This window comes from Caulobacter sp. 602-2, assembly GCF_011043625.1.
Taxonomy (GTDB): Bacteria; Pseudomonadota; Alphaproteobacteria; order Caulobacterales; family Caulobacteraceae; genus Caulobacter.
Window position 1 is genome coordinate 16,788 of the sequence record NZ_JAAKGT010000019.1, and the last position, 20,425, is coordinate 37,212.

Here is a 20,425-nt window from a genome sequence, read left to right on the forward strand (position 1 = left end):
TGACTCCCGCGCCCATCAGGATCAGAACAAAATGGGAACGGAGGTCGCCATGCCCGGCTCGCGCGAGGCGCGTATCGAGGCCCTGAGAGGTCGGATCGCCGCCATCGAGGCGGGGACTCGGACTCCGACTCCGGTCCTGCCGTTCGGCGATCCGCGCGTCGACAGCCACCTGCCCGGCGGGGGGCTGCCGAGGGCCGGCTGGCACGAGGTGGTCGGCGAGGGGCTGGAGGGCGAGAGCGGGGCGGCGACGGCGGCCTTCGCGGCGCTGCTGGCCCGGCCGAGAGCCGAAAAGGGCGCCGTGGTCTGGGTGCTGCGGCGCTCGGATCTCTATGCGCCGGGCCTGGTGAACCTGGGCTTTCCGGTCGAGCGGTTGGTGATGGTGCGGGTGCGCGACGAGGCCGAGGGCCTGTCGGTGCTGGAGGACGCGCTGGCCACGCCCGGCGTTTCCGTCGCCATCGGCGAGGTCGAGGCCCCCGACCTGGTGGCCGGCCGCCGGCTGCAGCTGGCCTGCGAGCGGGCGGGGGGCTTCGGGGTCGTGCTGCACCGCCGGCCCTATGGCGGACCGGCCAAGGGCGCGACCGGCTCGGCCGCCTTCAGCCGCTGGCGGGTGGGGCCGGCGCGGGGGCGCGCCCCGCCGGATGGGCTGGGGCTGGGCCCGCCCGCCTGGCGCGTGGCGCTGGAACGCTGCCGGGGCGGACGCCCCGGAGCGTGGATCCTGGAACATTCGGAGGCCGACCATGGCCCGCATCCTTTCCGTGTGGTGTCCGAACTGGCCGATCACGACCTGGCGCCGGCGCCACCCGAACGCCTTCGCAGAGCGGGGTGAGGAAAAGACCCTCCCCCAGAAGGGGGAGGTGGCCGCGAAGCGGTCGGAGGGGGAAGGGTCTTCGGCGGGAACTCCCCCCTCAGTCGCTTCGCGACAGCTCCCCCAGAGGGGGAGCATTTACGCCGCGCCAACCGGATCCTCCCCCCCTGGGGGAGGTGGCCCGGAGGGCCGGAGGGGGCTCGCTCCACCGCCGCAAGACCCCCCCTTCGCCCTGCTGGTCTCCGAGCGCGGCACGCGTCGCCTCGCCGCCGTCGACGCCGCGGCCATGGCGCTTGGCCTTTCCGCCGGCCAGAAGGCCGCCGACGCCCTGGCGCTGGTTCCCCAGCTGGTCACCGCCGACCATGACCCCGACGCCGACCGGCGGGCGCTGGGGAGCCTCTGCGACTGGTGCGTGCGGTTCTCGCCGGCCGTGGCGGTCGACGGCGAGGACGGCCTGCTGCTCGACATCACCGGGACCGACCACCTGTGGGGCGGCGAGGACGCCATGCTGGCCGACCTTCTGGAGCGCCTTGCGCGCTGGGGCGTGCCGGCGCGGGGGGCGATCGCCGACACCGCCGGGGCGGCCTGGGCCCTGGCCCGCTATGGAGAGCCCCGTTTCGGATCCGGGCGAGCGGTGGTTCCGCCCGGCGGCCAGCGCGAGGCCCTGGCCCGCCTGCCGGTGGCGGCCCTGCGGCTGGACGAGGCCGCCCAGGCCCAGCTGCCGCGCCTGGGGCTGCATCGGGTGGGCCAGCTCTACGCCCTGCCGCGCGCCCAGATGGCCAAGCGCTTCGGCCTTGCCTTCACCCAGCGGCTGGACCAGGCCCTGGGGGCGGCGGGCGAGGCCCTGGCCTTCCGGCGGCCGGCCAGCCCGTGGTTCGCGCGCCTGGCCTTCTTCGAGCCGGTCAGCGCGCCCGAGGACCTGGCCCGCGTCGCCGCCGACGTGCTGGCCCTGATCTGCAAGCGGCTGGAGGGCGAGGGGCGCGGCGCCAAGCGGTTCGAGGTCGTCTATCATCGCCTGGATGGCAAGGCCTTCGCCGTGCCCGTCGGCCTGGCGCGTCCCGGCCGCGACGCCGTGCGCCTGGCCAAGCTGGTCGCGCCCAAGCTGGACGTCGTCGATCCGGGCTTCGGCATCGACGTGATCACCGTGCACGCCTTCGCGGTGGAGGCCCTGGCGCAGGGGCAGGCGCGGATCGACGCCGAACTCGACGCGGCCGAGGCCCTGGCGCCGCTGGTCGACCGGCTGGTCAACCGCCTGGGCGAGGGGCGGGTCTGGCGGCCGGACCCCGTGGAGAGCCACGTGCCCGAGCGGGCGGTGGGACGGTCCGCGCCCCTGGCCGCGCCGGCGGCCGCTCGGCCGTGGAGCCCCGACCTGCCGCGCCCGACGCGCCTGCTCAAACGCCCCGAGCCGATCGAGGTGATGGCCAAGCTGCCCGACGACCCGCCGCTGCGCTTCACCTGGCGGGGGCGACATCATCGCGTCCAGGCGGCCGAAGGCCCCGAGCGCATCGGCCAGGAATGGTGGCGCGGCGATTTCGACGCCGCGGGTCCGGGCAGGATCCGCGACTATTACCGGGTGGAGGACGAGGCCGGCGGCCGGTTCTGGATCTACCGCCAGGGGCTCTATGGGGACGGCGATCCGCCGAAATGGTGGCTGCATGGCCTGTTTGGTTGAGGGGCCAAAGATCCTCCCCCTGAAGGGGGAGGTGTCGGCGAAGCCGACGGAGGGGGAAGTCATTCCTCGGGGTCTTGCGCGCGCCGATTTCAGCAGTCTCTTCCCCCTCCGGCCCTCCGGGCCACCTCCCCCTTCAGGGGGAGGGTCTGTAGACGTGGGCGCTAGAAAGATCCTCCCCCTCTGGGGGAGGTGGCCCAGAGGGCCGGAGGGGGGGCGTTTTCAGCTTCCGCGGCGGCCGACGCTCATCAACTGCTCCCCCCTCCGTCCGCTTCGCGGACACCTCCCCCACAGGGGGAGGATCCCATGACCCCTGCCTATGCCGAGCTCCAAACCACCACCAACTTCTCGTTCCTGCACGGGGCCTCGCGCGCCGAGGAGTTGATGCTGACCGCCGAGGCCCTGGGTCTTTCCGCCGTGGGCGTGGTCGACCGCAACAGCCTGGCGGGGGTGGTGCGCGCCTGGACGGCGGCCAAGACGCTCAAGGTGCGGGCCCTGGCCGGCTGTCGCCTCGACTTCGCCGACGGCACGCCCAGCCTGCTATGCTATCCCTCCGACCGCGAGGCCTTCGCGCGGCTGACCCGGCTTTTGACGCTGGGCCAGCGGCGGGCGGGCAAGGGCGAGTGCATCCTGTCGTGGGATGACTTCGCGGCGCACGCCGAGGGGCAGCTGGTCCTGGTCGTGCCGCCCGAGACGCTGGACGCGGCCTTCGAGGCCGACCTTCACCGTATCGCCGGGGCGCTGAAGGGTCGGGTGTGGCTGGCCGCCAGCCGCGCCTACGCCGCCCGCGACCTCAAGCGCCTGGCCCGCCTGGACGCCCTGGGCCAGGGCGCGGGCGCGCCGATGGCAGCCACCAACGACGTGCTCTATCACGGCCCCGAGCGGCGGCCGCTACAGGACGTGATCACCTGCGTGCGCGAGCATTGCACGATCCAGGAAGCCGGCTTCCGGCTGGAGGCCAACGCCGAGCGCCACATCAAGGCCCCGGCCGAGATGGCGCGTCTCTTCGAGCGCTGGCCGAGGGCCATCGCGCGCACCGTCGAGATCGTCGCTCGCATCGGCTTCGATCTTTCCGACCTGCACGAGGAGTATCCCGACGAGCCCGTGCCGCCGGGCAAGACCTCGATGCAGCACCTGACCGACCTGACCTGGCAGGGGGCGGCCTGGCGCTATCCGGACGGCGTGCCCGAGAAGGTGGCCGCGCAGCTGAAGGAAGAGCTGCGGCTGATCGCCAAGATGGACTACCCCAACTACTTCATCACCGTGCACGACATCGTCGGCTGGGCGCGGGGGCAGGGCATCCTGTGCCAGGGGCGGGGATCGGCGGCCAATTCCTCGGTCTGCTACTGCCTGGGCGTCACCGCCATCGATCCCACCAGGCACCGCCTGCTGTTCACCCGCTTCATCTCCGAAAACCGCGGCGAGCCGCCCGACATCGACGTCGACTTCGAGCACGAGCGGCGCGAGGAGGTGATGCAGTACGTCTATGAGCGCTATGGCCGGGAATATGCGGCCATCTGCGGCACGGTGATCCATTACCGCCCGCGCAGCGCCATCCGCGACGTCGGCAAGGCCCTGGGCCTGACCGAGGACGTCACCAGTCTGCTGGCCGGCACGGTCTGGGGCAGCTGGGGCGACGGCCTGCCCGAGGAGCACCTGCGCAATGCGGGCCTGGACCCCAAGGCCCCCGAGATCGCCCGCGCCGTGGCCCTGGCCACCGAGCTGATGGGCTTTCCCCGCCACCTGTCGCAGCACGTCGGCGGCTTCGTGCTGACCAAGCGGCGGCTAGACGAGACCGTGCCGATCGGCAACGCCGCCATGAAGGACCGCACCTTCATCGAATGGGACAAGGACGACATCGACAGCCTGGGCTTGATGAAGGTCGACGTGCTGGCGCTGGGCATGCTGACCGCGATCCAGCGGGCCTTCGGCATGCTGCGCGCCGATCACGGCGAGGCCATCGTCGACCTGGCCGACGTGCCGGCCGAGGTGGCGGGCGTCTACGACATGCTGTGCGTGGCCGACAGCATCGGGGTGTTCCAGGTGGAGAGCCGGGCGCAGATGTCGATGCTGCCGCGCCTTAGGCCCCGGCGCTTCTACGACCTGGTCATCGAGGTGGCGATCGTGCGGCCCGGCCCCATCCAGGGCGACATGGTGCATCCCTACCTGAAGCGCCGGAACGGGATCGAGCCTGTGGACTGGCCCAAACCCGCTCCCGAGCACGGGCCGGAGAACGAACTGCAGGAGATCCTCGGCAACACCTACGGCGTGCCGCTGTTCCAGGAGCAGGCCATGAGCCTGGCCATCGAGGCGGCCAAGTTCACGCCCGACGAGGCCGACGGCCTGCGCAAGGCCATGGCCACTTTCCGCAACCTGGGCACGCCGGCCGAGTATCGGGTGAAGTTCGTCGAGGGCATGGTCCGGCGCGGCTACCAGCGCGACTTCGCCGAGCGCTGCTTCAAGCAGATCGAGGGCTTTGGCCACTACGGCTTTCCTGAAAGCCACGCGGCCAGCTTCGCCAAGCTGGTCTATGTCTCGGCCTGGATCAAATGGGCCTGGCCGGACGTGTTCTGCGCGGCCCTGATCAACTCCCAGCCGATGGGTTTCTACCAGCCGTCCCAGCTGGTGCGCGACGCGCGCGAGCACGGGGTGGAGGTGCGGCCGCCCGACGTGATGGCCAGCGACTGGGACTGCACGCTGGAGGTCAGGTCGCCCCTCGCGTCAGGCGGGGAGAGGCGCCGGGATCCCCGCAAGATCTCCTGCGAGGAGACCCGCCCGCGCTGGAAGGCGCTGCGTCTTGGCCTGCGCCAGATCAAGGGCTTGAAGGAGGCCGACGTCAAAGCCCTGGTGAAGGCGCGCGACGAAGGCGCGCGCGCGCCGGCCGAGTTCGCCCAGGGCGGGGTGCCCCAGCGGGCGCTGGAACTGCTGGCCGAGGCCGACGCCTTCGCCTCGACCGGTCTTGCGCGGCGCGACGCCCTGTGGGCGGTGAAGGGACTGAAGGGCGAGCACAGGGCGCCGGTGCAGGCGCCGCTGCTGGCCGGCCTGCCGCTGTTCGAGGACAGGGTCGCCCTGCCGGCGATGGCCGCGCCCCAGGAGGTGGCCGAGGACTATCGCACCACCAGCCTCTCCCTGAAGGCCCACCCGTGCGGCTTCTACCGGCCGATGCTGGAGAAGATGGGCGCGGTCACCGCCGACCAGCTCCCGAGGTTCAGGAACGGCCAGAAGGTGTCGGTCGGCGGGCTCGTGCTGATCCGCCAGCGGCCGGGCACGGCCAAGGGCGTGGTGTTCGTCACCCTGGAGGACGAGACGGGGGTGGCCAACGCGGTGGTCTGGAAGGACCGCTTCGAGGCCGACCGCAACGTGGTGATGACCGCCTCGTTCCTGGTGGTGCACGGCCGGGTGCAGGCGGCCGAGGGCGTGATCCACATCGTCGCCGAGGGCTTCACCGACCTGTCGGCCCAGCTGTCGAGCCTGCGGGACGAGCCCGACGCGCCCGCGCCGCGCGTGCGCCAGAAGGTGTCGGGGCGGCTGCTGAGGAGCCGGGATTTCCACTAGTTCTTCCCTCTCCCCTTGCGGGAGAGGGGGGCCTCGCGAAGCGGGGTCGGGTGAGGGGTCTCTCAGAATGTCGCGAAAGGGCCTTTCGACCCCTCATCCGTCGGCTACGCCGCCACCTTCTCCCGCAAGGGGGGGGAGGATTTACGCCCGCGTCGTCTCGGCCGTCGTCGAGCGCAGGCGCTCGACCAGCGCGAACAGCTGGGTGCGGACGCCGAACTCGTCGCCGGCCAGGGCGGCGGTTTCGAGGGCGGCCAGGGTCGCCTCGTCGATGCGCGGGGCGGGGGCGACGGCGGTGGCCTCGATCACGCCGGCCGACTTGGGCGCGGCGGTCTCGTTGACGTCGACCAGTTCCTCGGTGAGCTTCTCGCCGGGACGCAGGCCGGTGATGCGGATCTCGATGTCCTTGCCGGGAACCAGGCCCTGCAGCTCGATCATCCGGCGGGCCAGATCGATGATCTTCACCGGCTCGCCCATCTCCAGGGTCAGCACGCCGGCCGGCGGGGCGGCGTCGGCGGCCGACTGGGCCACGGCGCGCAGCACCAGCGACACCGCCTCGGGGATGGTCATGAAGTAGCGCTCGACATTGGCGTCGGTCAGGGTGACCGGGCCGCCGCGGGCGATCTGGTGGCGGAACACCGGCACGACCGAGCCGGCCGAGCCCAGCACGTTGCCGAAGCGCACCACGCCGACCCGCATCTTGCCGCCGCCGCCGAACTGGCGGGCGATGGCTTCGGCCACGCGCTTGGTGGCGCCCATGACGCTGGAGGGGGCCACGGCCTTGTCGGTCGAGATCAGGGCGAAGTGCGAGGCGCCGGCCGCCTTGGCGGCGAGGGCGACGTTGCGGGTGCCCAGAACGTTGGTGCGCACGCCCTCGCAGGGGTGGCTCTCGACCATCGGCACGTGCTTGAGGGCGGCGGCGTGGAAGACGATGTCGGGCTGCTCGGCGGCCAGCAGGCGCGAGACGCGGCCCTCGTCGCGCACGTCGCACAGGGCCTCGCGGCGCGGCAGGGCCGGCCAGGCCTCGGCGATCTCGCGGTCGATCAGGAAGAGGTTGGCCTCCGAGGCGTCGACCATCGTCAGGTGGGCCGCGCCGCTGGCGGCGATCTGGCGGCACAGCTCCGAGCCGATGCTGCCGCCGGCTCCGGTGACCAGCACGCGGCGGCCGCTGACCAGGGCCCGGACCGGGGCGGGGTCGAGGCGCACGGGGGCGCGGCTGAGCAGTTCCTCGAGGCTGATCTCGCGCAGGGCCGCGGCGGTGGGGCCCTCGCCCATCTCGACCAGGCCGGGGCGACGCAGCAGGCGCACGCCCTCGCTCTTCAGGCGGCCCAGGCGCTCGGCTCCGAAGGCGCCCAGCGGGGCCTCGGCCAGGAACAGCACGGCGGCCGGCGACAGGCCGCCGTCGCTGAGCTGGCGCATGACGGCGTCGAAGCGGTCGATGGCGCCCAGCACGCAGACGCCGCGGATCTCGTCGCCGGTCTCGCGGGGCTCGGGGGTCAGAAGGCCGACCACGGCGTAGCGCTCGGCCAGGCCGGGGGCGCGCAGGAAGGTCTCGGCCTCGGCCGCCGTGCCGATGATCAGCAGGCGCGGCAGGGCCGGGTGGGCGGGGGCGGGGCGCAGACGCAGCAGGGCCTCGGCCAGCACGCCCTCGTGCAGGGCGCGGCGGCCGACGCGCAGGGCGGCCAGCAGGCCGATCTGCACGACCAGGGCCGCCAGGATGGTGCGCAGGCCGCCGTCGAGGTCGGGCAGGATCAGGAAGGCCAGCAGCGAGAAGGTCAGGGCCGTCAGCGCCGCCGAGCGGGCGATGCGCAGGTGATCGGCGGCCGCCACGAACCGCCAGGGCGCGCGCTCCAGCCGGAACAGCAGCTCCACCAGGAAGGCCGACAGGGCGTAGAGGCCGGCGTGGGCCAGCAGGCCGGGCCGGTCGGCGTCGAGGCCCACGGCCAGGACCTGCCCGATCAGCAGAGCCAGGAAGGCCAGGAAAACATGCGCTGCGATCTTGCCGGCGCGACCCATGGACGCTCGAACTCCGTTCAACTTTCGCGGATTAGCACGCTCCTCGCCCGTCGTCGCCGATTCAGGTGCGCGCCAGCGGCAAGGTCACGACCAGGTCGCCGGCCTGGGCGGGCGGCGCGCCGGCGGGGCGCATGACCAGGGCGTCGGCCCGGGAAAAGACGCCGATCAGCGAGGAATCCTGGTCGGGGAAGGGCGTGACCAGCAGCCGGCCCTCGGCGTCGACGGCGCGGGCCGCGCGCATCCAGTGCTCGCGCGGGCCGTTGGCGGGCAGGGGGGACGACAGGCGCGCCGCCCCGAACGGCAGGGCCGGATCGGCGCCCGACAGGGCCGCCAGCAGCGGACGCAGGAAAAGCTCGGCGCAGACCAGGGCCGAGGCCGGATTGCCCGGCAGGCCCAGCACGCGGCGGCCGTCTTCGAGATGGCCGAACCAGGTGGGCTTGCCCGGGCGCACGGCGATGGTCTGGACGCGAAGGTCAAGGCCCAGCCGGCTCATGGCCGGCTTGACCAGGTCGTAGTCGCCCACCGAGGCGCCGCCGATGGTCACCACCAGGTCGACGGCCGCATCGGCCACGGCGGCGGCGATGGCCTCGACGGAGTCGGCGGCGGGGGCCAGCTTGATCGCCTGTCCGCCCCAGGCCTGGATCAGGGCCGCCAGGCTGAACGAGCCGGACTCGAAGATCTGGTCGGGCAGGGGCGAGCCGCCGGGCGGGACCAGTTCATCGCCGGTGGCCAGGATCGCCACCTTGGGCCGGCGGACGACGGGCAGGTCGGCCAGTCCGGCGGCGGCGGCCAGCGACAGTCGCCAGGGATCGATGCGCACGCCCGCTTCCAGCAGGCGGTCGCCAGACCGGAAGTCGCCGCCGGCGGGCCGGATGTTGGCCTTGGGCGCATCGCCCGCCGTGAAGGTCACGTGGTCGCCGTCGCGGGTCGCCTCTTCCTGGATGACCACGAGGTCGGCGCCGGCGGGAACCGGGGCGCCGGTGAAGATCCGCACGGCCTGTCCCGCCTGCACGGCCTCGGGGTAGGCGCGGCCCGCGGCGCTTTCGCCGGCGATCTTGAAGGCTTCGAGCACCCCGTAGTCGGCTCGCCGGATCGCCCAGCCGTCCATGGCCGAGGCGTCGAAGGGCGGCTGATGGCGGCCAGCGACGAGATCCTCGGCCAGCACGCGGCCGACGGCTTCCGGCAGGGCGACGGCCTCGACGCCCAGGCGCGCGGCGCCGTCCAGCATCCGGCCGCGGGCGTCCTCGACGGTCAGGTTCTTCAGGGCTTGGCTCACGGACCGGAGGTCTCCGTCAGGGGGCGGCGCGGGTCAATCGAAACCTGCGCCGGCTCCGCCCGGCTTGTACCGGTTTGGCGGAATGCCCAGCAGGCGCTTGAACATGGTCGAGAAGGCCGCCGGGCTGTCGTAGCCGAGGTCGAGGGCGATGGTCGTCACCGGCTCGCCGGCCGCCAGGCGGGGCAGGGCGGCCAGCAGGCAGGCCTGTTGTCGCCAGGCGCCGAAGCTCATGCCGGTCTCGCGGCGGAAGGCGCGGGTGAAGGCTCGTCGGCCAAGGCCCAGCTCGCCGCACCAGTCGTCGATGGTCTCGTGCGGGGTCGGGCGCTCGAGAAAGGCGTGGCAGCGGCGGGCCAGGGCCGGCGCGGCGGGGAAGGGCACGGCCAGCGGGATCACCGGCGCGCGGGCCAGTTCGGCCAGCAGCAGGTCCATGACCAGGCCGTCGCGGCCGGTCTCGTCATAGTCGACGGGGATGTCGCAGGCGGCGATCAGCAGATGGCGCACCAGCGGCGAGACGCCGATCACCCGCCCGGCGTCGCCCAGCGCGGCCGAGGCCCGCTCGTCGAGCAGCACGCTGCGGGTGCTGACCGCGCCGACCATGCGCACCGAGTGCGGCACGCCCGCCGGGGTCCAGACGGCGCGCTCGGGCGGGGCGATCCACGCGCCGTGCGGGGTGGAGACCACCGCCACCCCGGCTGCGGCGTAGAGCAGCTGGCCACGCCCGTGCTGGTGCCAGTCGAGCTCGAACGAGGGCGGGTACTCGTTGCCGGTGGCGACCACCGGACGGGGCGTGGCGTCGTAGTCGGCGGGATGCACCCAGGGCTTGGCCATCTGTCCCACTCGCGAAGGTGAAAGTCCCGATGCGGAATGCGGGACGCTGTTTCAGGTCCTATCGCGGTCGCACCTTCACTGGAAGAGCCCGATGACCGACACCGCGATCCGATCCCCCGCCGCCGACCCGTCCCATGACCAGGCGCAGACCACGGTGTTCGGCGTGATCCTGGCGATCAGCGGCTGCCACCTGCTCAACGACATGATGCAGTCGCTGTTGCCGGCCATCTATCCGAACCTGAAGACCGACCTGCATTTGAGCTTCGGCGAGATCGGCCTGGTCACCCTGGCCTACCAGATCACCGCCTCGATCCTGCAGCCGCTGGTGGGGCTCTATGCCGACCGCCGCTCCAATCCGTGGGTGCTGCCGGGCGGGACGCTGTTCTCGCTGGCGGGCCTGGCGGTGCTGTCGGTGGCGCACGTCTATAGCCTGGTTCTGCTGGGCGCGTGCCTGCTGGGCGTCGGCTCGTCGGTGTTCCACCCTGAGTCTTCGCGGGTGGCGCGAATGGCGGCGGGTGGACGGCCGGGCCTGGCCCAGTCGCTGTTCCAGGTGGGCGGCAACGCCGGCCAGGCGCTGGGGCCGCTGGCGGCGGCGCTGGTCGTCGTGCGCTGGGGCCAGTCGAGCCTGGCCCTGTTCGCGCTGCTGGCCCTGCTGGCGGGGGCGGTGCTGTGGAACGTCGCCGTCTGGGCCCGCCACCACGGCGCGGCGCGCCTGGCGGCCGGCGGCGGCCGCAAGATCGCGATCGACCTGCCCAAGGGCGCGGCCGGCAAGGGCATCGCCATCCTGCTGGTGCTGATCTTCTCGAAGTACGTCTACATGGCCAGCCTGACCAGCTACTTCACCTTCTACCTGATCGAGCGCTTCCACCTGACGGTCGAGAACGCCCAGATGCATCTCTTCGCCTTCCTGGCGGCGGTGGCGCTGGGCACGATCGCCGGCGGACCGGTGGGCGACCGCTTCGGCCGCAAGGCGGTGATCTGGATCTCGATCCTGGGCGTGCTGCCGTTCACCCTGCTGCTGCCCTATGCCAGCCTGTTCTGGACCGGACCGCTGGTGGTGATCATCGGCCTGCTGCTGGCCTCGGCCTTCCCGGCCATCGTGGTGCTGGCCCAGGAACTGGCGCCGGGCCGGATCGGCATGATCTCGGGCCTGTTCTTCGGGTTCTCGTTCGGCATGGGGGGGCTTGGGGCCGCGGTGCTGGGCGAACTGGCCGACTGGAAGGGCGTGGAGACCGTCTACAAGCTGTGCGCGGTTCTGCCGGCGCTGGGCCTGCTGGCCGCCTTCCTGCCCAACACCCGCAAGCGGTGAGGGCGGGCGCTGCCTCGCGGAAAAGTCGTTGCGAGGCGGCCCATCCCACGGCACGGTCCAGGCATGGTCGCGCCGTCCCCGATAAGGCCAGCCCCGCTCGGGTTCTACGGCCTGGCCCTCGTCCTGGCGGGGCTGGCCGCGCTGAGCGCCTCGGCGTTCTCGTCGCCGGGCTGCATCGGCCCGCAAAGCCAGCAGCCCTGCGACTACGTCCAGAGCTTCAAGCACGCCGTGACGCGCCAGGCCGGTGGCTACTCGACGGCCCTGCCGTTCCAGGTGCTGGACCTGGGCTCATCGGTCTATGTGGGGCAGGCGGCGCCGGCGGGGGCCGTGGCCCATACGCCAGGCGCGGTCATCGACAAGAAGAGCTGCAGGGTCTGCCGCGTCGACGCCGTCGGCGCCTACCTGGCCGAGGACGGCCTGCGCGTGCTGGCGGTGCATTCGGCCGAGCGGCCTCGTCCCTGAGATCCGCCGCCTGCTGATCCTGTCCAACACCGACACCGGCGCGGTCTGGACGTTCGAGCCGGGAACCCAAGTCCGCCTAATCCCCGCGAGGGGGGAGCTCGGTGAACAAGCTGTTCGACCCGAGCGCCGCCCTGGAGCGCGCAGCAAAAAGGCCAGCCTGACGGCTGGCCTTTTCAATTCGGTGCGATGCTCGCCGGATCAGCCGACGAAGGCGCGCTCGATGACGAAGTCGCCGGGCTCGGCGTTGGAGCCTTCGACCAGGCCGTGGGCCTCCAGCAGGGCGGCGGTGTCCTTGATCATGGCCATCGAGCCGCACAGCATGGCGCGGTCGTGCTCGGGATCGAACTTGCCGCCTTCCAAGCCGAGGTCGGTGAACAGCTTGCCGCTCTCGATCAGGTCGGTGAAGCGGCCCTGGCGCTCGAACGGCTCGCGGGTGACGGTGGGATAGTAGACCAGCTGGGCTTTGGCCTCGTCGCCGACCAGCGGGTCGTCGTGGATCTCGCTGGTGAAGAGGTCGCGATAGGCCAGTTCCTGCACTTCGCGCACGCCGTGGGCGACGATCACCTTCTCGAAGCGGCTGTAGGCGTCGGGGTCGCGGGCGACCGACAGCCACGGGGCCAGGCCCGTGCCGGTGCCGAACAGGAACAGGCGCTTGCCCGGCTTGACCGCGTCCAGCACCAGGGTGCCGGTCGGCTTCTTGCCGAGCAGGACCTGGTCGCCGGCCTTGATCTGCTGCAGGCGCGAGGTCAGCGGGCCGTCGGGCACCTTGATCGAGAAGAACTCGAGTTCCTCGGCGAACGAGGGCGAGCCGATCGAATAGGCGCGCAGGATCGGCTTCTTCTCGCCCAGTTCCTCGCGGGCGGGCAGGCCGATCATCACGAACTCGCCCGAGCGGAAGCGGAAGCTGGCCGGACGGGTGATGGCGAAGCTGAACAGCCGGTCGGTCCAGTGCTTGACCCAGAGAACGGTCTCGAGGTTGTGCGGGGACTCCTTGGCGGGAGCAGGGGCGGCGGCGGTGGCGGTCTCGGCCGTCATGTCTTCGGTTTTCGATCCTGTTCGCGCGCAGCGCACGCAAGAAAAGTCGGGCGTCGCTCCGGCCCTGAAGGCGACACGGGTGTCATGTGAGAAGTTGAGAGCGGATGTCAACTTTTGCTCTCTGAACCCGCTGTGAGAAAAAATTCTACGAGCGGTCCAAAATATCGCCGTTCGCTTTTTCTGACTGTGTCAAAAATGTGATTGCCGACCACCCCAACGGGGCGCAGACTTCCTTTTGCTTCGTTCGCGAAGCCAACGATACGGAGGAACGTATGCGGGTGAGGTTCGTCATGGCCGCCGCGGCGGCCAGTCTGTTAGCGTTAGGCGTAGCGGGTTGTGAAGGCGGCGCCCAATCCAAGTCCGCCAAGGCCCAACAAGTGACCCTGGAAGGCAAGTCGGTGACGGCGAGCGGCTGCGTGCGGCCGGTCGAGAACACCAAGTGCCTCGTCGTGCGCGGCCCCAACGGCGGCTATTACGACGTCTCCAGCGCCAGCCCGGCTCCGGACCCCGCCAAGGGGGTCGGCGTCTCGCTGCGGGGTCGCGACCAAGGCAAGAACACCGAATGCGGCCGTGAGCTCACGGACGTGAAATGGTCGTACCTGAACGTCCAGTGCGCGGCGGCGACGCCGAGCGCCTCGACCGGCGCCGAAGAGAAGAAGGACGGCTAGCGCCGCCTGATCGCTTCGCACGGCTCTAGAGCTCCGGTGAAGGCTGCGCTTCAGCCTTCGCCGGAGCCGGGGTCTGTGCGGGTCTTGGGCGTGTCGACGCTGTCTTCACCGCCGACCGGTTCGGTGGCGGGACGCGGCGGCTTGCCGTCGGCGGAGGGATTCGTCCGTTGATTCTCGTGCTCGACCTCTCGATTGGAGGGGCGCACGCCTGTGTTCGCGGCCATTCCTGAGCCTTTCCTGAAGCGTTCGGGCGCGTTGCGGACCAAGAAACCTGTGAAAAGGCGCCGTTTGGTCCGCGACTTAGGCAACAACGCGTGTCGAACGCGTCCTGATCCGCTTGCCGGGCGCAAACGACCCTGCTACACGACGCCGCTCTGGCGCTGGGAAGCGTCGGCGGCGCCGCTCGCGGCCCTCCGGCCTCGACCGTCGCCAAGGCTGCGGTCCTCTCTATCGGGACCGGAGTTCTGCAGGAGTGTAGCTCAGCTGGTAGAGCATCGGTCTCCAAAACCGAGGGCCGGGGGTTCGAGTCCCTCCACTCCTGCCACTATATGTCATCGGCCGGTCCGGCGTTCGGCCCGGCCTGTCAGATACGCGAGCCTCTGAAACCATGGCCAGGAAACCGGGATCCAGCCCGTCAGCGATCAAGAACCGCGCCGCCCGTACGGCCGCGGCGCTGGCCCCTGCCGGTCAGGCTCCTTCCGCGGCTGCCGCCGCCCCCAAGAAGCCCTTCAACCCGGTGCAGTTCTTCCGCGAAGTCCGCGCCGAGGCCCGCAAGATCACCTGGACCACCCGCAAGGAGACGTGGATCACCTCGGTGATGGTCTTCATCATGGTGATCGTCGCCTCGGTGTTCTTCTTCGGCGTCGACTGGATTCTGGGTACGCTGGCCAATCTGCTGCTGAAGTTCGCGGCCGGATAAGACATATAAAGACCATGAGCACCGAAACCGCGACCAACCCGAACCACAAGTGGTACATCGTCCACGCCTACTCGAACTTCGAGAAGAAGGTGGCCGAGAGCATCCGTGAGCAAGCCAAGGCCCAGGGCCTGGAAGACAGCTTCTCCGAGATCCTGGTGCCCACTGAGGACGTCGTCGAGATCCGCCGCGGCCGCAAGGTCAACGCCGAGCGCAAGTTCTTCCCGGGCTACGTCCTGGTGAAGATGAACCTCTCGGACGAGGCCTACCACCTGATCAAGAACACCCCGAAGGTGACGGGCTTCCTGGGCAGCGGCTCCAAGCCGACCCCGGTCTCCGAAAAGGAAGTCCAGCGCATCGTCGGCGCGATCGAAGAGGGCGTCGAGAAGCCCAAGACCGTCGTGCTGTACGAAGTCGGCGAGAACGTCCGCGTCATCGACGGCCCGTTCGCCAGCTTCAACGGCTCGGTCGAGCAGGTCGACGAGGAAAAGGCCCGCCTGCGGGTCACCGTCTCGATCTTCGGCCGCGCGACCCCGGTCGAGCTGGAATACAGCCAGGTCGAAAAGATCGCCTAAGCGGCCTTTCCGCACCGAAGCTTTCGAAAACCCCGCGCCGGCGACGGCGCGGGGTTTTTGCTTGTTTGCGGGCCGGGCGGGCGAGGGGGTCTTTGACTCTCCGCCGCTCTCCTGCTAAACGCCGCGACCTCGCTTCGGGACCTGGTTCCGAGGCGTGTTCGCCGTTTTGGCGAACCCAAATCCGTGGAAGGGCCGCCAAGCCCGCACCACGGCTCACCAGCGAGGGCTTCGGCCCTCACGAGAGGACACTATGGCTAAGAAGATCCTGGGCTACATCAAGCTCCAGGTGAAGGCTGGCTCGGCCACGCCTTCGCCCCCCATCGGCCCGGCTCTGGGTCAGCGCGGCGTCAACATCATGGGCTTCTGTAAGGAGTTCAACGCGCGCACCGAGAACGTCGAAAAGGGCACCCCCCTGCCGACCGTGATCACTGTCTACCAAGACAAGTCGTTCACCTTCATCACCAAGACGCCCCCGGCGACCCACTACCTGAAGCAGATCACCGGCCTGAAGTCGGGTGCGAAGCTGACCGGTCGTGAGACCGTCGGCGAAGTGACGCGCACGCAGCTGCGCGAAATCGCCGAAAAGAAGATGAAGGACCTGAACGCCAACGACATCGAGGCCGCGGCCAAGATCATCGAAGGCTCCGCCAAGGCCATGGGCCTGAAGATCGTGGAGGCCTAATCCAATGGCTACGCAACCCAAGCGCATCAAGGCCTGGACCGGCGACCGTGACGCCACCCACGCCGTCGCCGACGCCATCGCTCTGGTCAAGGCCAACGCCAAGGCCAAGTTCGACGAGACCATCGAGATCTCGGTGAACCTGGGCGTCGACCCGCGTCACGCCGACCAGCAGGTCCGTGGCGTCGTTCAGCTGCCGTCGGGCACGGGCCGTGACGTTCGCGTCGCCGTCTTCGCCAAGGACGCCAAGGCCGCCGAAGCCACCGCCGCCGGCGCCGAAGTGGTCGGCGCCGAGGACCTGGTCGAAAAGATCCAGAACGGCTTCATGGACTTCGACCGCGTCATCGCCACCCCGGACATGATGGCCCTGGTCGGTCGTCTCGGTAAGGTGCTGGGCCCGCGCGGCCTGATGCCGAACCCGAAGGTCGGCACCGTGACCCCGAACGTCGGCCAAGCCGTTAAGGACGCCAAGGGCGGCGCCGTCGAGTTCCGTGTCGAGAAGGCTGGTATCGTCCACGCCGGCATCGGCAAGGCCTCGTTCACCGACGAAGCCCTGCTGATCAACGTCAAGGCCCTGATCGACGCCCTGAACAAGTCCAAGCCCTCGGGCGCCAAGGGCGTGTTCGTCAAGCGCGTCGGCCTGTCCTCGACCATGGGTCCGGGCTTCAAGGTCGACATCGCCTCGATCACCGCCTAATCGGCTGATCCGAAGCGAACTGACTTCGCGGGCGGGCGCTGGAGCGATCCAGCGCCCGTCTTGCGTTTGGGCGGGTGTTTGGCGCTCTGGCTAGCCGATGTTATCTTCCGTCTAGACGGAGAAGATCCATGGCCTTCCACATCCGCGATCCCGAAACCGACGCCCTGGTTCGCCAATTGGCCGAGAAGGCTCATGTGGGCATCACCGAGGCGGTGAAGCTCGCCGCCGGCGAAGCGCTGGCTGCGCGAGAGAAGATGCGCGAAGAGAAGCTGGCCAAGGCGCGCGCCATATGCGCCGAGGTCGCCGGCCAACCCCGGACGGGTCTGAAGGCGGACAAGGCGTTCTTCGACAGTCTCAACGACGACTGATGTTTGTCGACGCTTCGGCCTGGACGGCCATGCTCCTGGAGGAGCCCGAGGTGGAAGCCTTCAGGACCAAGTTGGCGGACGCGCCCGCCGTGCTGACATCGGCCATCGCGGGGTGGGAGACCGTTCGGGCGGTTTCTCGCGCGACCACCCTCGGTCAGATCGAGGCCGCCGGGAGGCTCGGCGACCTGCAGTCGACGTTTGATGCACGCCCGGTTCCTATCGCTGAAGCCGAGCAGGCCTTGGCCCTCGATGCCCATGCCCGCTTCGGCAAGGGTGTTCATCCCGCCAAGCTGAACATGGGCGACTGCTTTTCCTATGCCTGCGCCAAGGCGCATGGCGTTCCGCTGCTCTACAAGGGCGACGACTTTGCTCTGACGGACATCGAGGCCGCGTGACTTCTGACGTTTCCAGCACCATCGACGTCGCCGTGGTCGGCGGCGGGCCCGCGGGGCTGATCGCCGCCCAGCGTCTGGCGCAGGCCGGTCGCTCGGTCGTGGTGTTCGAGAAGCTGCCGACTTTCGGCCGCAAGTTCCTGATGGCCGGCCGCGGCGGCCTGAACCTGACCCACTCGGAAGACTTCGAACGCTTCGCCGGCCGCTACGGCGATCGCGAGGCGACGCTGCGGCCGATGCTGGAGGCCTTCACGCCGGCCGACCTTATCGCCTGGGCCGAGGCCCTGGGGCAGGAGACCTTCGTCGGCGCCAGCGGGCGGGTGTTTCCCAAGGTCATGAAGGCCTCGCCGCTGTTGCGCGCCTGGCTGGCGCGGCTGGAGGCGCTGGGTGTGAGCTTGCGCACGCGCTCGGCCTTTGCGGGCTGGGACGACGACGGCGCGCTGCTGATCGACGGCCCGGGCGGCCGCGAGACCTGGCGGCCGCGCGCGACGATCCTGGCCATGGGCGGCGCCAGCTGGCCCAAGCTCGGCTCCGACGCGGCCTGGACGGGCCTGCTGGAAGGGCAGGGCGCGGGCGTCGCGCCGTTCCAGGCGGCCAACTGCGGCTTCGAGGTTTCGTGGAGCGAGATCTTCCGCGACCGCTTCGCCGGCGAGCCGCTGAAGAACGTCCGCCTGACCTGCGACGGCCGCCAGGCCCGCGGCGACGCCATGGTCGCCGGCTACGGGCTCGAAGGCGGGGCGGTCTACGCCCTGGGGGCGGCGCCGCGCGCGGCGATCGCCCGCGACGGCGCGGCCGTGCTGACCATCGACCTGCGGCCCGACCTCCCGGCCGAGACCCTGGAGCGGCGCTTGTCGGGCGCGCGCGGCGGCCAGTCGCTGGCCAACCACCTGCGCAAGGCGCTGAAGCTGTCGCCGGTCGAGGTGAACCTGCTGCGCGAAGCCCACGGCCTGGACCTGCCGAGCCAGCCGGCGGCGCTGGCCGCCGCCATCAAGGCCGCGCCGATCCGGCTGACCGCCGCCCGTCCGCTGGACCGGGCGATCTCTGCGGCCGGCGGTGTGGTCTTCGACAGCCTGGACGGCCTGGCCCTGAAAGCGCGGCCCGACGTCTTCCTGGCCGGCGAGATGCTGGACTGGGAGGCGCCCACCGGCGGCTATCTGCTGCAGGCCTGTTTCGCGACGGGGGTGGCGGCGGCGAAGGCGGCGACCTTGGTCGCCGTGCGTTGACCGCTGGGTCCCGGGTCTGCGGCGCGCCTCCGCCGGGATGACGAGCTAAAGGGAGCTTCAAAAACTCCCCACGTGATGGATGTTGCCGTCCGGGTCCTTGAACCACACGAGCTTCATGTCGCCGGCATGGTGCACCCCGTCTTCCACCTCGATCCCCGGCATGTCGTAGGTCTCGAAGGCCACGCCCTTGTCCCGCAGGGCGGCGACGACGGCGTCGAAGCGCCCGCCGACGGGCCAGGTGACGGCTGTGCCCTGGTTGGTTCCTGCGAACGCGGACTCGTAGACGGTCAGGCTCACGCCGCCAGCGCGATAGGCCTGGACGCCCATCTCGGAATCGCCCGCGGGCGGAAGGCCCAGAACGTCCTCGTAGAAGCGCCTGGCTCGCGCCAGATCCTTGACGGGCAGAGTGGGGGAGGCGTCGAACTGGCCAAGCATCGGAAGGCTCCTTCTCGGGGTTCACCGCCTTGAAGACGTTCGAGCGCGCCGCGTTCCGACACCCGGTTGCGTTCCCTGAACAAATCCTCTATACGGCCCGCCTCTCCGCTGGACTCCGGTTTGGCGGCGAACCTGTTTGAGAACTACGGGGCGTGGGGTCACCAACGCCATAATCGAGGAAGGGCCCTTCCTCGCCGTCGGGAGACAGGGATAGAGACGCCAAGACCTCCTCTCTCGCGGCTTTGCCCGAGTCAGGTGCGCGGCCGACTTTCCTTGGAACAGGCTGATGCAACTCGCGCGCGGGAGCAATTCCGCATGGGACGAGCATCTGGCTGCCGGAATGGTCCGGCCGCCTGCAACTGAGTAGGAGACCGCAATGGACCGCGCTCAAAAGCAGGAATCGATCGAGTCGCTGAAAAGCGTCTTCGCCGATGCCGGCGCTGTCGTCGTGACCCACTACATGGGTCTGACCGTTGCGGAAATGACCGACCTTCGTCTTCGCCTCCGCAAGGAAGGCGCCGCGATCAAGGTTGTGAAGAACACCCTGGCCCTCAAGGCTCTGGACGGCAAGCTCGGTGAAAAGGGCGACACGCTCTTCACCGGTCCGGTCGCCATCGCCTTTGGCCCGGACGCCGTCTCGGCCGCGAAGATCGCGGTGCAGTTCGCCAAAGAAAACGACAAGCTCAAGATTGTCGGTGGCGTTCTGGACCAGACCAACGTGCTCGACGAAGCCGGCGTGCGCGCTCTGGCGACCCTGCCGTCGCTGGACGAACTGCGTGGCAAGCTCATCGGCCTCATCCAGGCTCCGGCGACCAAGATCGCTGGCGTCCTGCAGGCCCCGGCTGGCCAGCTGGCTCGCGTCTTCAACGCCTACGCGACCAAAGACGCCGCGTAACGGTCATCCCCGCAAATCTATCCCAATCTCTCTAAGGAACTGACACATGTCGAAGCTCGAAAAGCTGGTCGAAGAACTGTCCACCCTGTCGGTGCTGGAAGCCGCTGAACTCTCGAAGCTGCTGGAAGAAAAGTGGGGCGTCTCGGCCGCCGCTCCGGTCGCCGTGGCCGCCGTCGGTGGCGCCGCTGCTCCGGCTGAAGCCGCTGAAGAGCAAACCGAGTTCACCGTTGTCCTGGTCGACGGCGGCGACAAGAAGATCAACGTGATCAAGGAAGTCCGCGGCGTCCGTCCGGACCTCGGCCTGAAGGAAGCCAAGGACCTGGTCGAAGGCGCTCCGCAGAACGTCGTCGAAAACGTTTCGAAGCAGCAGGCCGACGAAGTCGCCAAGAAGCTGACCGAAGCCGGCGCCAAGGTCCAAGTGAAGTAATCCGGTTCCGCGTCGTCTGACGCGGATCTGGTCTTCATGACCTTACGAGACGGGCCCGGAGGGAAACCTCCGGGCCCGTTTTCTTTGGAACCTCCCCCAGAGGGGGAGGCGGCCGAAGGCCGGTGGGGGGAAGCTTTCAGCTTCCGGGGCGTCGGCCAATCTCGAAGTTACGCCCCCCCACCGATCGCTGCGCGATCG

Annotated in this window: 21 protein-coding genes and 1 tRNA gene; 16 read left to right on the plus strand and 6 right to left on the minus strand. The window is 70.1% G+C overall.

The window, feature by feature from the left end:
* Positions 1 to 49 precede the first annotated feature (49 nt).
* From G5B46_RS23280 to G5B46_RS23290, 3 genes are all read left to right on the plus strand, one after another.
* Positions 50 to 826: a protein imuA gene (locus G5B46_RS23280; protein ID WP_165262936.1), complete on the plus strand. Its 777-nt coding sequence runs from the start codon at positions 50 to 52 to the stop codon at positions 824 to 826.
* 214 nt (positions 827 to 1,040) lie between these two features.
* Positions 1,041 to 2,477, plus strand: coding sequence for a DUF6504 family protein (locus G5B46_RS23285; RefSeq protein ID WP_205691846.1), 1,437 nt, complete (start codon positions 1,041 to 1,043; stop codon positions 2,475 to 2,477).
* Positions 2,478 to 2,780: 303 nt separating this feature from the next.
* Complete coding sequence (locus G5B46_RS23290) at positions 2,781 to 6,029, plus strand: error-prone DNA polymerase (protein ID WP_165262940.1); 3,249 nt, start codon at positions 2,781 to 2,783, stop codon at positions 6,027 to 6,029.
* 141 nt (positions 6,030 to 6,170) lie between these two features.
* Here G5B46_RS23290 and G5B46_RS23295 read toward each other — a convergent pair whose 3' ends face one another.
* From G5B46_RS23295 to G5B46_RS23305, 3 genes are all read right to left on the minus strand, one after another.
* The gene (locus G5B46_RS23295) at positions 6,171 to 8,042 is read right to left on the minus strand and encodes a nucleoside-diphosphate sugar epimerase/dehydratase (protein WP_165262942.1); all 1,872 of its coding nucleotides are present in this window, start codon (positions 8,040 to 8,042) and stop codon (positions 6,171 to 6,173) included.
* A gap of 61 nt (positions 8,043 to 8,103) precedes the next feature.
* Positions 8,104 to 9,318 (minus strand): gephyrin-like molybdotransferase Glp, encoded by a 1,215-nt coding sequence (gene glp, locus G5B46_RS23300; protein ID WP_346764970.1) that lies wholly within the window; start codon positions 9,316 to 9,318, stop codon positions 8,104 to 8,106.
* A 33-nt stretch (positions 9,319 to 9,351) separates the two neighbouring features.
* The gene (locus tag G5B46_RS23305; protein ID WP_165262944.1) at positions 9,352 to 10,146 is read right to left on the minus strand and encodes a helix-turn-helix transcriptional regulator; all 795 of its coding nucleotides are present in this window, start codon (positions 10,144 to 10,146) and stop codon (positions 9,352 to 9,354) included.
* A gap of 91 nt (positions 10,147 to 10,237) precedes the next feature.
* On the opposite strand from G5B46_RS23305, the gene G5B46_RS23310 reads away from it, so the two are divergent.
* Positions 10,238 to 11,455, plus strand: a complete 1,218-nt coding sequence (locus G5B46_RS23310) for an MFS transporter (RefSeq protein WP_165262946.1) — start codon at positions 10,238 to 10,240, stop codon at positions 11,453 to 11,455.
* A gap of 63 nt (positions 11,456 to 11,518) precedes the next feature.
* On the plus strand, positions 11,519 to 11,917 hold the full coding sequence (locus G5B46_RS23315; RefSeq protein ID WP_165262948.1) for a hypothetical protein: 399 nt from the start codon (positions 11,519 to 11,521) through the stop codon (positions 11,915 to 11,917).
* A 198-nt stretch (positions 11,918 to 12,115) separates the two neighbouring features.
* Here G5B46_RS23315 and G5B46_RS23320 read toward each other — a convergent pair whose 3' ends face one another.
* On the minus strand, positions 12,116 to 12,952 hold the full coding sequence (locus G5B46_RS23320; RefSeq protein ID WP_165262950.1) for a ferredoxin--NADP reductase: 837 nt from the start codon (positions 12,950 to 12,952) through the stop codon (positions 12,116 to 12,118).
* Between the two features lie 377 nt (positions 12,953 to 13,329).
* Between G5B46_RS23320 and G5B46_RS23325 the strand changes: the two genes are divergently transcribed.
* A complete protein-coding gene (locus G5B46_RS23325) occupies positions 13,330 to 13,620 on the plus strand; it encodes a hypothetical protein (protein ID WP_240633813.1) in 291 nt (96 codons plus the stop codon).
* A gap of 50 nt (positions 13,621 to 13,670) precedes the next feature.
* On the opposite strand, the gene G5B46_RS23330 is transcribed toward G5B46_RS23325, so the two are convergent.
* The gene (locus G5B46_RS23330) at positions 13,671 to 13,844 is read right to left on the minus strand and encodes a hypothetical protein (protein WP_165262952.1); all 174 of its coding nucleotides are present in this window, start codon (positions 13,842 to 13,844) and stop codon (positions 13,671 to 13,673) included.
* A 244-nt stretch (positions 13,845 to 14,088) separates the two neighbouring features.
* Between G5B46_RS23330 and G5B46_RS23335 the strand changes: the two genes are divergently transcribed.
* The 8 genes from G5B46_RS23335 to G5B46_RS23370 all read left to right on the plus strand — a co-directional run bounded on the left by G5B46_RS23335 (position 14,089) and on the right by G5B46_RS23370 (position 18,470).
* A tRNA-Trp gene (locus G5B46_RS23335) sits at positions 14,089 to 14,164 on the plus strand.
* Between the two features lie 63 nt (positions 14,165 to 14,227).
* On the plus strand, positions 14,228 to 14,539 hold the full coding sequence (gene secE, locus G5B46_RS23340) for a preprotein translocase subunit SecE (protein ID WP_101719570.1): 312 nt from the start codon (positions 14,228 to 14,230) through the stop codon (positions 14,537 to 14,539).
* Positions 14,540 to 14,553: 14 nt separating this feature from the next.
* Positions 14,554 to 15,111: a transcription termination/antitermination protein NusG gene (nusG, locus tag G5B46_RS23345; RefSeq protein ID WP_058346465.1), complete on the plus strand. Its 558-nt coding sequence runs from the start codon at positions 14,554 to 14,556 to the stop codon at positions 15,109 to 15,111.
* Between the two features lie 250 nt (positions 15,112 to 15,361).
* Complete coding sequence (gene rplK / locus G5B46_RS23350) at positions 15,362 to 15,793, plus strand: 50S ribosomal protein L11 (protein ID WP_058346464.1); 432 nt, start codon at positions 15,362 to 15,364, stop codon at positions 15,791 to 15,793.
* 4 nt (positions 15,794 to 15,797) lie between these two features.
* Complete coding sequence (gene rplA, locus G5B46_RS23355) at positions 15,798 to 16,487, plus strand: 50S ribosomal protein L1 (RefSeq protein ID WP_165262954.1); 690 nt, start codon at positions 15,798 to 15,800, stop codon at positions 16,485 to 16,487.
* 128 nt (positions 16,488 to 16,615) lie between these two features.
* Positions 16,616 to 16,855 carry a type II toxin-antitoxin system VapB family antitoxin gene (locus G5B46_RS23360; protein ID WP_165262956.1) on the plus strand — a complete coding sequence of 80 codons (240 nt, stop codon included), beginning with the start codon at positions 16,616 to 16,618 and terminating at the stop codon, positions 16,853 to 16,855.
* Positions 16,855 to 17,250, plus strand: coding sequence for a type II toxin-antitoxin system VapC family toxin (locus G5B46_RS23365; RefSeq protein ID WP_165262958.1), 396 nt, complete (start codon positions 16,855 to 16,857; stop codon positions 17,248 to 17,250). Before G5B46_RS23360 ends, G5B46_RS23365 begins: the two co-directional genes overlap by 1 nt.
* Entirely contained in the window at positions 17,247 to 18,470 is a 1,224-nt protein-coding gene (locus G5B46_RS23370) for a TIGR03862 family flavoprotein (RefSeq protein ID WP_346764971.1), read from the plus strand. The genes G5B46_RS23365 and G5B46_RS23370 overlap by 4 nt, the downstream gene beginning before the upstream one ends.
* 57 nt (positions 18,471 to 18,527) lie before the next feature.
* On the opposite strand, the gene G5B46_RS23375 is transcribed toward G5B46_RS23370, so the two are convergent.
* Positions 18,528 to 18,905, minus strand: coding sequence for a VOC family protein (locus G5B46_RS23375; protein WP_165262960.1), 378 nt, complete (start codon positions 18,903 to 18,905; stop codon positions 18,528 to 18,530).
* A gap of 376 nt (positions 18,906 to 19,281) precedes the next feature.
* Between G5B46_RS23375 and rplJ the strand changes: the two genes are divergently transcribed.
* Positions 19,282 to 19,800, plus strand: coding sequence for a 50S ribosomal protein L10 (rplJ, locus tag G5B46_RS23380; RefSeq protein WP_101713310.1), 519 nt, complete (start codon positions 19,282 to 19,284; stop codon positions 19,798 to 19,800).
* A 46-nt stretch (positions 19,801 to 19,846) separates the two neighbouring features.
* Positions 19,847 to 20,227: a 50S ribosomal protein L7/L12 gene (gene rplL, locus G5B46_RS23385; RefSeq protein ID WP_101713309.1), complete on the plus strand. Its 381-nt coding sequence runs from the start codon at positions 19,847 to 19,849 to the stop codon at positions 20,225 to 20,227.
* The last annotated feature ends 198 nt before the right edge of the window (positions 20,228 to 20,425 follow it).

Excerpts from the sequence above, each read along its gene's own strand:
- G5B46_RS23280 (WP_165262936.1), top strand. The coding sequence starts at position 50 with ATGCCCGGCTCGCGCGAGGCGCGTATCGAGGCCCTGAGAGGTCGGATC.
- G5B46_RS23330 (WP_165262952.1), bottom strand. The coding sequence starts at position 13,844 with ATGGCCGCGAACACAGGCGTGCGCCCCTCCAATCGAGAGGTCGAGCAC.
- G5B46_RS23290 (WP_165262940.1), top strand. The coding sequence starts at position 2,781 with ATGACCCCTGCCTATGCCGAGCTCCAAACCACCACCAACTTCTCGTTC.
- G5B46_RS23360 (WP_165262956.1), top strand. The coding sequence starts at position 16,616 with ATGGCCTTCCACATCCGCGATCCCGAAACCGACGCCCTGGTTCGCCAA.
- rplK (WP_058346464.1), top strand. The coding sequence starts at position 15,362 with ATGGCTAAGAAGATCCTGGGCTACATCAAGCTCCAGGTGAAGGCTGGC.
- G5B46_RS23375 (WP_165262960.1), bottom strand. The coding sequence starts at position 18,905 with ATGCTTGGCCAGTTCGACGCCTCCCCCACTCTGCCCGTCAAGGATCTG.
- G5B46_RS23295 (WP_165262942.1), bottom strand. The coding sequence starts at position 8,042 with ATGGGTCGCGCCGGCAAGATCGCAGCGCATGTTTTCCTGGCCTTCCTG.
- G5B46_RS23310 (WP_165262946.1), top strand. The coding sequence starts at position 10,238 with ATGACCGACACCGCGATCCGATCCCCCGCCGCCGACCCGTCCCATGAC.
- secE (WP_101719570.1), top strand. The coding sequence starts at position 14,228 with ATGGCCAGGAAACCGGGATCCAGCCCGTCAGCGATCAAGAACCGCGCC.
- G5B46_RS23305 (WP_165262944.1), bottom strand. The coding sequence starts at position 10,146 with ATGGCCAAGCCCTGGGTGCATCCCGCCGACTACGACGCCACGCCCCGT.
- G5B46_RS23320 (WP_165262950.1), bottom strand. The coding sequence starts at position 12,952 with ATGACGGCCGAGACCGCCACCGCCGCCGCCCCTGCTCCCGCCAAGGAG.
- rplL (WP_101713309.1), top strand. The coding sequence starts at position 19,847 with ATGTCGAAGCTCGAAAAGCTGGTCGAAGAACTGTCCACCCTGTCGGTG.
- rplJ (WP_101713310.1), top strand. The coding sequence starts at position 19,282 with ATGGACCGCGCTCAAAAGCAGGAATCGATCGAGTCGCTGAAAAGCGTC.
- rplA (WP_165262954.1), top strand. The coding sequence starts at position 15,798 with ATGGCTACGCAACCCAAGCGCATCAAGGCCTGGACCGGCGACCGTGAC.
- nusG (WP_058346465.1), top strand. The coding sequence starts at position 14,554 with ATGAGCACCGAAACCGCGACCAACCCGAACCACAAGTGGTACATCGTC.
- G5B46_RS23315 (WP_165262948.1), top strand. The coding sequence starts at position 11,519 with ATGGTCGCGCCGTCCCCGATAAGGCCAGCCCCGCTCGGGTTCTACGGC.
- G5B46_RS23365 (WP_165262958.1), top strand. The coding sequence starts at position 16,855 with ATGTTTGTCGACGCTTCGGCCTGGACGGCCATGCTCCTGGAGGAGCCC.